Origin of the sequence: Burkholderia pyrrocinia, from assembly GCF_018417535.1 — a bacterium.
Taxonomy (GTDB): Bacteria; Pseudomonadota; Gammaproteobacteria; order Burkholderiales; family Burkholderiaceae; genus Burkholderia; species Burkholderia pyrrocinia_E.
In genome coordinates, this window is record NZ_CP070979.1 from 859,144 (window position 1) to 870,820 (window position 11,677).

11 protein-coding genes and 1 pseudogene are annotated in these 11,677 nt (G+C 59.1%); 5 read left to right on the plus strand and 7 right to left on the minus strand.

What is annotated here, in order from left to right:
- Window positions 1-53 precede the first annotated feature (53 nt).
- Complete coding sequence (locus tag JYG32_RS36815; protein WP_213267662.1) at window positions 54-455, minus strand: hypothetical protein; 402 nt, start codon at window positions 453-455, stop codon at window positions 54-56.
- A gap of 946 nt (window positions 456-1,401) precedes the next feature.
- Between JYG32_RS36815 and JYG32_RS36820 the strand changes: the two genes are divergently transcribed.
- Window positions 1,402-1,992, plus strand: coding sequence for a recombinase family protein (locus JYG32_RS36820; protein ID WP_213267663.1), 591 nt, complete (start codon window positions 1,402-1,404; stop codon window positions 1,990-1,992).
- Between the two features lie 7 nt (window positions 1,993-1,999).
- On the opposite strand, the pseudogene JYG32_RS39810 reads toward JYG32_RS36820, so the two are convergent.
- Window positions 2,000-2,423, minus strand: a pseudogene (locus tag JYG32_RS39810) (IS5/IS1182 family transposase); the annotation flags it as partial.
- Between the two features lie 59 nt (window positions 2,424-2,482).
- On the opposite strand from JYG32_RS39810, the gene JYG32_RS36825 reads away from it, so the two are divergent.
- Complete coding sequence (locus JYG32_RS36825) at window positions 2,483-3,733, plus strand: DUF3472 domain-containing protein (RefSeq protein ID WP_213267664.1); 1,251 nt, start codon at window positions 2,483-2,485, stop codon at window positions 3,731-3,733.
- A complete protein-coding gene (locus JYG32_RS36830; protein WP_213267665.1) occupies window positions 3,730-4,119 on the plus strand; it encodes a ricin-type beta-trefoil lectin domain protein in 390 nt (129 codons plus the stop codon). The genes JYG32_RS36825 and JYG32_RS36830 overlap by 4 nt, the downstream gene beginning before the upstream one ends.
- Before the next feature lie 101 nt (window positions 4,120-4,220).
- Here the strand turns inward: JYG32_RS36830 and JYG32_RS36835 are convergent, their stop codons facing one another.
- Both JYG32_RS36835 and JYG32_RS36840 read right to left on the minus strand, forming a co-directional pair.
- Window positions 4,221-5,456: a pyridoxal phosphate-dependent aminotransferase gene (locus JYG32_RS36835; RefSeq protein ID WP_213267666.1), complete on the minus strand. Its 1,236-nt coding sequence runs from the start codon at window positions 5,454-5,456 to the stop codon at window positions 4,221-4,223.
- Between the two features lie 183 nt (window positions 5,457-5,639).
- Entirely contained in the window at window positions 5,640-7,181 is a 1,542-nt protein-coding gene (locus tag JYG32_RS36840) for an acetolactate synthase large subunit (protein ID WP_213268323.1), read from the minus strand.
- Between the two features lie 165 nt (window positions 7,182-7,346).
- Between JYG32_RS36840 and JYG32_RS36845 the strand changes: the two genes are divergently transcribed.
- Window positions 7,347-8,234 (plus strand): LysR family transcriptional regulator, encoded by an 888-nt coding sequence (locus tag JYG32_RS36845; RefSeq protein WP_213267667.1) that lies wholly within the window; start codon window positions 7,347-7,349, stop codon window positions 8,232-8,234.
- Between the two features lie 20 nt (window positions 8,235-8,254).
- On the opposite strand, the gene JYG32_RS36850 is transcribed toward JYG32_RS36845, so the two are convergent.
- A complete protein-coding gene (locus JYG32_RS36850) occupies window positions 8,255-8,815 on the minus strand; it encodes a recombinase family protein (protein WP_174378089.1) in 561 nt (186 codons plus the stop codon).
- A 181-nt stretch (window positions 8,816-8,996) separates the two neighbouring features.
- Complete coding sequence (locus tag JYG32_RS36855; RefSeq protein WP_174378088.1) at window positions 8,997-9,392, minus strand: hypothetical protein; 396 nt, start codon at window positions 9,390-9,392, stop codon at window positions 8,997-8,999.
- Between the two features lie 63 nt (window positions 9,393-9,455).
- Between JYG32_RS36855 and JYG32_RS39375 the strand changes: the two genes are divergently transcribed.
- Window positions 9,456-9,941, plus strand: a complete 486-nt coding sequence (locus JYG32_RS39375; RefSeq protein ID WP_249744911.1) for a LysR family transcriptional regulator — start codon at window positions 9,456-9,458, stop codon at window positions 9,939-9,941.
- Window positions 9,942-10,185: 244 nt separating this feature from the next.
- Here JYG32_RS39375 and JYG32_RS36865 read toward each other — a convergent pair whose 3' ends face one another.
- Window positions 10,186-11,523, minus strand: coding sequence for an MFS transporter (locus tag JYG32_RS36865; protein ID WP_174378087.1), 1,338 nt, complete (start codon window positions 11,521-11,523; stop codon window positions 10,186-10,188).
- Between the last annotated feature and the right edge of the window lie 154 nt (window positions 11,524-11,677).

Here is an 11,677-nt window from a genome sequence, read left to right on the forward strand (position 1 = left end):
ACGGACTGCTTATCAAGCTATCCATAACTCGCAATTCATCAGGAATCGGTCGACTACAGGAACGTGCCTGCCACGCTTCTATCGCCCATGTCGCCAGTCTCTTCTGGAGCGCGCTTTTCCAGGTTCCGTTGCGCTTCCATCCAGTAGCGAATCGACTGGCCATGAGCTTGTCCAGCAAGCCTTATTTCATTCAGGAATGCGTCGGAATCGTCGAGACAACTCACCTCGAGCTCGCCGCTCGGGCCGATTAGCCCGTCGGAACCAAATAACCCCGCCCTGATGCCGTCTCCATAAGCGCTTCGCGCCTGCGCCCTGATATCGAATTTCACGTGCCGAGCGATCAATCCGAAAACGATCGCTTCAAGCGATCCGACATAAGCGTCAATATCGTCCACGCACTGAAAGGAAGTGGCTCCCAACAGGGAGGCAACCATTTTACTGGTCGCCACGAACATGTTTTTCTTGCTCCGCCGAATCCGATTAGTTTTTATGTTAATCATATCCCACCCCAATCACTCGCCACACACCGATTTCGAAATCATGATCACCTCAAACCGGCAACACACCCCAAACCCAATTCGATAAAACCCAAAAATCATCATTCATAAAAACAATAACTTTATTTATCGAACTTCATTAGTTTCATTTTCCTTTCACTTTAATCCGACAAAACAACGACGATGCCCCATCCGGACGAAAAGCTTCTGGAACCGGGCCGCACTATTAAACGCAGATTGAGTAATTTTTACCCTCAACAACTTACCTCCGCCCTTCCGATATAGAAATATTTACCGATTTTTTGTCAAGCCCTGTCTGTCGGCTGTGCCTATCGGCTGTTTATTACCCAAAATACAGGGCCAGAATAAAAGGGATCCGTTGTATCAAATTTGTGAAAACCGCTAGAAGCATCCCACTAAGCCTTGCCACACAAAGGGATGGCTCGAGGGGAAATCCACGGACAAAAGGGATCCCTTTTGTCCAGTACAATTGGCAAAAAAAGCGACCAATTGACTCTTCTTGACAGTCCAACGCGACGTTAGAAACCAAGCCGCAATTCCGAACTCTTTAACCCACTTCCACCCTGCAACTAACCTTGATATGATTTACCCTGATTTATAATATTTATTAGCCAAACACCTACCCCCTCCAGACTCTTGCAAAAAACCTGAGCGCTTCAAGCACGACATCAGGCGAGTCGCAAGCACGGCAGGATCCAGGGATGATGAGCCGCAACGGCTGTCCGCCGATCGGATGGCCAGACCACGCTAATGAAGAATGGAAATTGAGCATATTGAATGTGATGGAGACGCTGCCCTCACCGGGCACGTCGACCATGCCCCCGTCCTCGAGAACAGTTTCACCGGCTGCGCCCCCCGATAATCCTGGCGTAAAGGTGAGTAGATGATTATTGGATATGCACGCGTATCAACGGTTGAGCAATCGCTCGGGCTTCAGATGGATGCATTGACGCGAGCAGGCTGCGACACCATTTTCACGGATGAAGGTATTTCCGGATCTGACTTCTCGCGCCCAGGGCTCGATGCCACACTCGCAAAGCTGTCTGCCGGAGATACATTGATGGTTTGGCGGCTCGATCGACTTGGCCGTTCTCTGCGCAAATTGATCGACCTGGTCACGCACCTCGACAGTCGAAGCATCCAGTTCGCTTCCATCACGGAGTCAATCAACACCAACTCGTCCGGAGGCATGTTGATTTTTCATCTGATGGCGTCCCTCGCGCAGTTCGAACGCAGCCTGATCAGCGAACGGACACGCGCGGGAATGGCTTCTGCGCGAGCGCGAGGAAAGCCGATCGGGCGCAAGCCTGCGCTCGACGATCAACAACGGACACAAGCACTGAAGCTGCTGCAGAAACAATCGATTCTTGAGGTGGCGCAGCACTTCAAGGTTCATCCGCGAACCTTGAAGCGAATTCTGGAAAATAGGAAATCGCGGCATCCGCAATGTGCGGATCAACCGATGACCGAGTAGGTGTCAGGATTGGCGTACCGTTGGCATCGACAACAATGTAGTGTGGAATAAAGTCACGCCGGATCGACAGGATTCGGGCCGGCTTTTCGCCCGCCCCAACCGTTCAAATCGACGAGGTGTCGACTACCACACGCGAGAAGTCGATCCGGTTCGTCGCGCTCGGCTTGGCAAGCAGTACCACATGCAGCCCGTCCTGGTCACCTGCCTCTTGCCAGTCGCGCAGACTACGCCAGCGGCACACGCCCTGGCCGCATCCCGTCTCTGTTGGCACATCGCGTCAGCGAATGCCCGGCTTCAGCACGAATGGGAGGCCCACCAACGCTGCACGATCCGTGCGCTGGCCTGCGGTCCGGATACTTGAGGCGGCGCGGCCTGGTTGGCGATAGCAGTGAGGCGAATTGGAGTAGGCGACGCAGTTTCTTCAAATCAATCGAGAATTCCAAAGGCGAGATTGCAGCGCAAGTTTTTGACCGACCCATCGAGGAAAATCATGTTTAGAAAAACGATGTTTTCTTGTTTGCTTGTCGGCATATTGCCGATGTCAACGATGTCATATGCGGTCTCCTCCAGTTACTCTGCATCACTCACTCTCGCCTCGCTGTCGCCTTCCGTCGGCGGTACGGACAAGGCAAAACTGACACTAACCAATAACGGAGCCACGGTAGCCGTTGCCGGCCTGACAATCAACATGCCGTCCGGCTTTAGCGCGTCGAATCCGGGGGCAGCGTGTGGCGGCAGCTTGGCTTCGGTCGCCAACACGAACCAACTGACCTTGACGAGTGTGTCGATCCCACCTGGGAGTACATGCGTACTCAGTTTCACGATGAAGCTCCCCCCCGTTGCGTCGATGCCGCCGCGTAGCCAACTCGTTTTTTCGATTAGTCCGGACACAAGCGCCGGCTTGGCTACGCTGACGTCGAGTAGCGTTCCGATCATCAAGTCGATTCTCGGCTCGACGCCGGGCCTGTACAGCGACACCTGGTTCCCGTCCAGTCTACCGAGCGTCGCCCAGCTGGATTTGTTCATCACCCCCGAGACCGACCCGGGTCCCAATTCCAACGTGTACTGGTCGAACCAGATCAATAGCCTTGGCGGTTATACCGGCATGCAATCGACTGAAATCACGTCCGCGACGGAGGGATACGGCAAGCAGTTTCTGTTCAGCCTGTGGAATGCCACCGACGCGAGGCCCGGAACGCCATCGACGGCCGGAATCGGCGCGGGCAGCTATTGCACCGTCAGCAAGACCGCGACCGACGGCGCCGCCGGTGCACAGTGCCGTTATCGCTATGAATGGCAGGCAGGCCACACCTACCGGTTCCGAGTCACGCCGAATGCGGCGCTGGGCCCGGGCTGGTACAAAAGCAACGTAACGGACATCACGGCCGGCTCGACCGGTGATTCGTTCGACATCGGCAGTATCTATATCGGGAACGGCAAAAACCTGGTACCGATGACATCGATCGCCCAATGGGTCGAATACGTCGACTGGAATTCGCCGAGCACGAGCTGTTCATCGATCGCTTATACGCACGCGCGATTCAGCATTCACGCATATGACAAACTCGGCAATGCGGTCGCGATGCCGAAGCCGTCCGTTAGTGCAAACTCGACTTGCTCCAACGAGTATTACAACGTGTCGGAAGTCAACGGTGAAGCGACATTGATCGGAGGCCCGAAACAATCCGCGCCGGGTTGTTCAAGGCAAACGGCAGTTGCCTCACAACGCAAGCCGGATTGACCGACGGCACGCCCGCCGGCTCCAATCGCGCGCTGCTCGGTACTTGCCCTACGCTGGCGTCGGTACGGGAATCAGGTGGGAGGGCATTCAATAGTGCATTGTGGGTACAAGCGGGCGACGGGACGATCCAGACCAAGAACAGTTACTGCCTGAGCGCTGCAGCATCTGGCGCGGGCAGCAATGTCGTGCTGGCGACGTGCGTGCAGGGCGCGGCGAATCAGCAATGGAATATCGTGCGGTCATCACGTGCAAGCCCGGGTTCGCAGGTTGTTGCGAAACAGAGTGGATTGTGCATGACACCGTCGGCTAGCGGCACATTGAGCTTGCAGGTCTGCGCGTCGTCCAATAGCAACTGGACGACGCCGGGAAAGAGCTTCGACTACTAGACATCCCGATGTGAGGACACCGAGCGACGCCTGCGTTTCTGGCGTCGCTCGGTGTCCACCGTACCACGCGCAACGGTTCTCGATCGTGTTGCAAAACGGTACTAAGCGAGAGCAGCGCAGGCGGTTCTCAGTAAGGCCATGCCCTCAGAAAGAACGGGAATCGCACCGGCGAATGACACGCGAAAATACCCTGGTGCGCCGAACGGTGCGCCAGGCACAACCCCGACCCCGTACTCGTCCAGCAGATATCGGCAAAATTGCTCATCGGTCCGCAGACATTCGCCAGCCTCGGTTGTCTTGCCCATCAGCTCCTTCCAGTCGACAAGCGCGTAGAACGCCCCCTTCGGGGCGATGCAGGAAAGTCCGGGGATGGCGTTGAGGTCCCGAATCACCAGTTCGCGCCGCTCGGCGTATTCCAGCCGGTACCGTTCGACCACGTCCTGTGCCCCCCGTAGTGCTTCGACCGCCGCGGCCTGCGCGATCGAGCAGGCGCATGACGTGGACTGGCTGATGATTGCGACGATCGCCTGCATGAGCGCAGCGGGTCCGACCGCATAACCGATGCGCCAGCCAGTCATCGCGTAGGCCTTCGATACGCCGTTCACCGTCAGCATGCGGCCGCGCAGATTCGGGCGTATCTGGGAAGGCGTCACGAACTTCACGTCGTCGTAGACAATGTGTTCGTACATGTCGTCCGCCAGCAGCCAGACATGCGGATGATTCTCGAGAACGTCCAGAAGAGGCACATAGTGTTCGAGTTCGTACACCGTTCCGGACGGATTCGAAGGTGAATTCAGCAGCAGCCATCGCGTTCTGGGCGTGATCGCTTTTTCGAGATCGTCCGCGTGCAGGCGAAATGCGTCCTCTGGTCGGGTCGGCACCACAACGGCCGTCGCTCCCATCATCTCGATGATGTCGATATAGCTGCCCCAATAGGGGGCAGGCAGAATGACCTCATCTCCCCGGTCGAGGGTCGCAAAGAGCGCCATGAAGATCAGTGTCTTGGCGCCGGGTGCGATGACGATCTCGTTGAGTTCGATTTTCAGGTCATAGTCGCGGTGAAACTTGTGCTGGACCGCTTCCTTCATGGCGGGGCTGCCGTCCGGCGCCGTATAGTGAGTGTCGCCTGCCTGAACAGCTCGAATCGCCGCCTCCTTGATATGGTCAGGCGTGTCGAAGTCCGGTTCGCCGACATGCAAGCCAATGACTTTTTTTCCGTTGCGCTTGCGCTCCGCCACCGCCGCCATCACGCGGGAAATCGCCGAAGGTCCGGTCTTATCCATATGACTCGATAGATGCAGCATCGAACGCGAAACGATGTTTGGTAGGTGGGTCATGATCGATCTGGAAATTAGAATTCTGTACGCACGCTGCTTGACACACGTGTGCTGCGCCTTGAAATTTATATGCAATCCTTATCGCTTGAGCGTCATGCGGCGACAGGCTTGACAAATATATGACCGGCAGCAGCGAACTGCATCGCTGGCGTATCGACGCCGACGATTGCGCCGCCGCTTCGGTCAAACCATCAGTTCGATCAGGAACGGGCCCTCCCGCCCGAAGCTTCGGGCCATCAGGTCGGCACATTCTTCCATCGTGGTCGCGCGTGCCGCCTCGACGCCAAGGCCATCGGCGATCTTCGTCCAGTTGAGCGCCGGGTTGCCGAGGTCGAGCATGCTCATGGCGGTCGGGCCAGGTGTCGCGCCAACGTTCCGATATTCGCCGACGAGAATGTTGTACTTGCTGTTGTTCAGCAGGATCGTCGTGCACGGGAGACGCTCCCGAGCTTGCGTCCATAGCGCCTGCAACGAATACATGGCCGAGCCGTCGGCTTGCAAACTGATCACCCGACGGTTGCCACGCGCGCCAATGGCGGCGCCCGTCGCAACCGGCAGGCCATCGCCGATCGCGCCGCCGGTCAGCTGAAGCCAATCGTGCGGCGCAGCGGCATGCGTATGACGGTAAAACGAACGGCCGTAGGAAATACTTTCGTCGGAGACGATCGCGTCGTCGGGCATCAGCGCGGCCAACGTGCGCGCCAGGCCTTCAGGGGTCGGCGCGCCGCTTGCGATCTCCGGACGTGGCCCCGGGTCGGGCATCGCCGCTTCAGGCGCGTTCAGCGCGTCGACCAGTGCCTGCAATGCAGCTTCGGGATCTTGGTCATAGCGCGACAGGACATGCAGTTGCGCATGCGAAGGATATTGCCTGGACGGCTTGTCCGGGTAGGCGAAAAAGCCGACGGGCGGCTTCGCGTTGACGAGAATGATGTGCTCAAAGCTGGCGAGCGACTCGATGGCGTGATCGGTGCCGTACGGTACGCGTTCGACCGGAAGCCGCCCCTGGCCGCGCGCGAGGCGTCCGTTTACAAAGTCGTAACGAACGGCCGCACCGGTGGCCCGCGCGATGCGCCATGCAAGCGCCTGCGATTTGGCGAGCACGCCGCGCCCGGCCAACAGGATCAGCACATTCTTGCGCTCGCGCAGCACGCGCGCGGCTTGTTCGACTGCGAACGGATCGATCGCCGGCGCGACCGGAACGACGAGCGCTTCGGCCACGACGCCGCCCGCACTCCACGATGCATCGGCCGGCAGGATCATCGTGGCGATCTGACCTGGCGCGGTGCGGGCCGCCTGCACCGCGCCGGCTGCATCATGTCCGACCTCGGCCGAGCTGCCGCTCGTGCGCACCCAACTCGACACCGTGCGCGCGAGGCTGTCGGTGTCCGCCGTCAACGGCGCATCGAACTGGCGGTGATAGGTCGCCTGATCGCCGACGATGTTGACGATGCCGCTGCGTGCACGCCTCGCGTTGTGGAGATTTGCGAGGCCGTTGGCAAGGCCGGGACCACAGTGCAGCAACGTGCAGGCTGGCTTTTCGGCGATCCGGTAGTAGCCATCCGCCATGCCGGTGACGACGTTCTCCTGCAAGCCCAGCACGCAGTGCATGCCGGGGATCTGATCGAGCGCCGCGACGAAATGCATCTCGCTCGTACCGGGATTCGCGAAACAGGTGTCGACACCCGACTGCAACAGCGTTCTTACCAGACTTTCCGCACCATTCACCAAGAACTCCTTATGTGTGGGTGATGCCGTGATGATGAAAAGATGATGCCGCGACAAAAGACCGATTCTATGCAAACATCGCAATGCTCACGACGAACGTTGACCGCGGCTGAGCCGACGCAATGCAAATCACGCATCACCTCTGATCGTTCATCCCTATTTTTTATGGATACGAAGCTCCTGCAGGATTTCCTGGCATTGGCCGCTACCGGCAACTTCACTCGCGCCGCCGAGTTGCGCTGTGTGTCGCAAGCGGCGTTCAGCCGCCGGATTCAGGCGCTCGAAAGCTGGGCGGGCGTGCCGCTGGTGGAGCGAGGCTCGATACCGAGCCGGCTGACCGACGCCGGGCAGCGGTTGCGCGTCACTGCGGCGGAGACCGTCGCCAAACTGTCCAGGGCAAAGGCCGATCTGTCCGGAGCCGCGCCGCGTCAACACGAACACATTCGGGTTGGGATCAGCTCGGCGCTGGCCACGCTGTATTTGCCGCAGTGGTGGCCCACGTGGACCCGCGACATCCAGTTGACCGCCGAAGTCATGGTCGGCAATATCTATGATCTTGTGACGGCGCTCGCGTCGAATCACGTCGACATCCTGATCACATACGAATGCAACGAATTGCCGCTGCCGTTTTCCCCGGAGCGCTACGAGTCGAAGTGGATCAGAAGCGACTGCCTCAAACCGTTCGCATCCCGGCAGTGGGTACAAGAAAAAGGCGTTGTCTGGCCTGGCACGGCTGCTGCCCCCATTCCACTGTTGATGTGGACGAGGGGTCATTATCTGGATCGGCTCGTCGAGCGCGTCATCGAAAAAGCGCCGTTTCCGCTGATCGGGACGAGAGTATTCGAGAATCGCTCGCACGAAGTGCTCCACGCAATGACGTCCCACGGGCATGGGGTAGCCTGGATGCTTGAAACCCTGGTGCTGGCCGCCGGCAATGATTGCGTGTCGCTGGGAGGCGCGGCCTGGAGCTTACCGATGCCGGTCCGGGCATTTCGCGAGATCGAGAACGCGAATCCCGCGCTGGAGTGCCTGTGGCAAATGCTCTGCGCATAGCACGCGAAAGCGACGCAGCATCATGTATCCATCGTATCGAGCTTGAGATACTTCCGGAGCGTCCGGACATGGATCTTGAGCAGGTCGGCAACCTCCGCCTCGGAATGCACCAGCAATAATGCGCGCGCACGCTCGCGTTCTGCAAAGGTCAGCGCAGGCGGACGCCCGATTTTGCTACCGCGCAGTCGAGCACTTGACATGCCGGCGCGTGTCCGTTCGCTGATCAACGACCGTTCGAACTCCGCGAGTGCCCCAATCATATGGAAAGTGAACCGACCCAACGGCGAACCCGTATCAATGCTTTCCGTGAGCGATACAAAGTGCACCCCGTCTGCGCTCAGCTTTCCGATCACCGCTATCAGGTGACTGAGCGAGCGGCCCAAGCGGTCCAGTCGCCATACCACCAGCGTGCAGCCGTTGCCGGCTGCTGCAAGCGCCCCGCCAAGGCCTGGTCGATCGAAGCTGGCGCCGGAGATGCCACTATCGGAGAAAACGATATCGCAGCCGTAAGACTGTAACGCGGACAGTTGTAAATCAAGATGCTGTTCGTCGGTCGAGACGCGCGCATAGCCGATTTTCATGGTCTCTCCGGACTTAAAGTGAAAAAAATACGCATCCCTGATTCCAGAAAATCGGTACCCCCGTTCCCCGAATCGTCACAGCAAAGCTGATTTCCTCGTACGTAACCAGCCGCAACGCTGCTACGCCGATAAAGAGTCCGCCGTCCACTTATCTGAATACCCCGACTTGGTTCAACTCAGACTACAACGCATACTTTCGCCGCACCCAGCTCGCGGCAATGATCGAAGCGATCCGGCTGCATGCCGACAGAAAAAGAAAAGCCGGGAGCAAGCTGCCCTGATTCACCGTAACCGGGTAACCGATGAACGTGAGTGCAATCATCCCCGAGAGTTGCCCATCCAAATTCATGATCCCCGTTGCCCGGTCGGCCAGCGCATCCGGGAAATACTTGTCGGCATCGAAAACAAGGCCACAGAAGTCAGCTTGAACGCCAGCCCGCAACAGGGCCGGCAAGCCACCACCATGACCAAGCGATGAAAAGATGATGCCGCGACAAAAATTTGATCCTATGCAAACATCGCAATGCTCACGGCGAACGTTGACCGCGGCGGGGCCGATGCAATGCAAATCACGCATCACCTCTGATCGTGCACCCCTATTTGTTCTACGGATACGCAGCTCCTGCGGGATTTCCTGGCATTGACCGCTACCGGCAACTTCACTCGCGCCGCCGAGTTGCGCCATGTGTCGCAAGCAGCGTTCAGCCGCCGGATTCAGGCGCTCGAAAGCTGGGCGGGCGTGCCGCTGGTGGAGCGAGGCTCGATACCGCGCCGGCCGACCGACGCCGGGCAGCGGTTGCGCGTCACTGCGGCGGAGACCGTCGCCAAATTGCCCGAGGCAAAGGCCGATCTGTCCGGAGCCGCGCCGCGTCAACAAGAACACATTCGGGTTGGGATCAACTCGTTACCGGCCTTGAATGGCGCACTGAGCGGCTTTGGCATCGCGCTGCTGCCCGATTACGTGGCGAACCACGCAATCCAGGGAGGGTCGCTCGTGTGCCTGAGCCAGCAATCGTGGACGACCGCACGTGCCTATTATTTGCGATGGCCACAATGGCGCATCGAGTTGCGTGCCCTGAGCCAGTTCAAGACATGGTTGCAACGCATCTCGCCGGCGCATCCTTAGGTGCTTTTGCTGCCCGTGATGGCCCAAAATGCCGCCGTTCCGGCGCGAAGCAGGACACACTCAGGCCTCCAAATAGCGCCCTGAAATCCCGTTCCGTCGGCTCGACAGGCTATCCATAGTTATCCGAATCATATCGCCCAGGCAGCCCATCTTATCGGGAGCGATCGCAAGACGCCGGCAAAGCACGTCGGGCCCGTACAGCCTCGTTCGGGCGATACCCCGACAGGGGTATCGAAGCCATGGATCATTCCGCAGCGGCGATGGCGCCCGCATTGCCCTGCACGCGAGGCCCCTCGCCCGGGCGAACCTGCAGCATGGCGAACACGCCGATCGCGGTGGCGACCGACGTGGCGATGAACATCGACGAGTAGCCATAGTGCGCCGACAGGATGCCGGCCAGCGTGGGAGCCAGCACAGCGGCGATGTTGGCGATGAAATGCATGATGCCGCTGAAGGTGCCGACGCGCGAAGGCGTGGTATCGATCACCACCGCCCAGTAGACGGAGTTCGGCAGTGCGTTCAGGGCATTGCCGAGCGTCATCAGCGCAATGACGGTCCACACGCTATGCGCCTGTGACACCATCAGAAAGCACAGGGTTGTCAGCAGCAGCGAACCGGCGGCGAACCAGCTTCTCGCGATGACCAGTTTGCCCGTGCGCTTCAGCAGCCAGTCGGAAATGCGCCCTCCCAGCACGACCGTAAAGCACGCGCCGACCCACGGAATCATCCCGATATACCAAAGCGACGAGAGCGTGAAATTGAACTCGTCGTGCAGGTACTTCGGAGTCCATGTCAGCAGCATGAAGTTGACATAGATAAAGGAGAAGTAACCGATGGCGTTAAACATCAGCGTCCGGCTCTTGAAGAACGCCCACCACGGCAACGCGGCACTCGCCCTTGCCGCGACAGGCGCTTCTTCGCGTTCGGCCCGGATCAGTGCGAGCTCCGCGGCATTGACCTTCGGGTGATCTTCGGGACGGTTGGCGTACACGCGCGCAAACAGGGCGATCAGGATCAGGCCCAGCACGCCGAGTACAACATACATGGTGCGCCAGCTATCGGTCAGCAGGAGCAGGCCGACCGCGACCGGGGCGGTGAGCAGCGCGCCCAGCGGTGTGCTCAGCAGGCCGATGGACACCGCGAAGCCGCGCTCCGCCGGCGACGCCCACGCGGACATGGTCTTGTTGATGATGGAATAAGCCGGCCCTTCGGAGAAGCCGAAGAGGGTCCGCACCATCGCGAACCCGCTGAGCGCCGAGCCGCCGAATACCGCCAGCCCGATGTCGCCAGCCCAGACCATGCAGATCGCAAACAGCGACCACGCTACACCCGCGATCACCCAGACCCGCTTCGCGCCGAGACGGTCCGCCAGCGCGCCGCCAATCAACGCGCCAAACATATAGCCATAACCGAAGTAGCCGAGCACGGCGCCCCACCCTGCGCGGTCGAAGCCGTACTCGTCGATGATCTGCCCGGCCGAATACGCGATGGCGCCGCGGTCGATGTAGTTGACGAGGGCAATCACGACGATCAGGAAAAAGATGGTGAAGCGATACCGGCTTGGCGGCGGGGGGCGGTGCATGAGGATCTCCAGGACGTTGAGCGGATTGAGGGAACCGGCGATAGTTTTGCAGAATGTATAGCAACTATATATAATGCACAATGTATACTTTAACGCTACGGGAAAACCCATATGACGCGCCCACTAGTTGCCATCGCCTCCCTCGGGGGCACTA

What these genes read in the sequence shown, in the direction of transcription:
- JYG32_RS36815 (WP_213267662.1), bottom strand. Translation starts at nt 455, where the DNA reads ATGTTCGTGGCGACCAGTAAAATGGTTGCCTCCCTGTTGGGAGCCACT.
- JYG32_RS36820 (WP_213267663.1), top strand. Translation starts at nt 1,402, where the DNA reads ATGATTATTGGATATGCACGCGTATCAACGGTTGAGCAATCGCTCGGG.
- JYG32_RS36825 (WP_213267664.1), top strand. Translation starts at nt 2,483, where the DNA reads ATGTTTAGAAAAACGATGTTTTCTTGTTTGCTTGTCGGCATATTGCCG.
- JYG32_RS36835 (WP_213267666.1), bottom strand. Translation starts at nt 5,456, where the DNA reads ATGACCCACCTACCAAACATCGTTTCGCGTTCGATGCTGCATCTATCG.
- JYG32_RS36845 (WP_213267667.1), top strand. Translation starts at nt 7,347, where the DNA reads ATGGATACGAAGCTCCTGCAGGATTTCCTGGCATTGGCCGCTACCGGC.
- JYG32_RS36850 (WP_174378089.1), bottom strand. Translation starts at nt 8,815, where the DNA reads ATGAAAATCGGCTATGCGCGCGTCTCGACCGACGAACAGCATCTTGAT.
- JYG32_RS36855 (WP_174378088.1), bottom strand. Translation starts at nt 9,392, where the DNA reads ATGCGTGATTTGCATTGCATCGGCCCCGCCGCGGTCAACGTTCGCCGT.
- JYG32_RS36865 (WP_174378087.1), bottom strand. Translation starts at nt 11,523, where the DNA reads ATGCACCGCCCCCCGCCGCCAAGCCGGTATCGCTTCACCATCTTTTTC.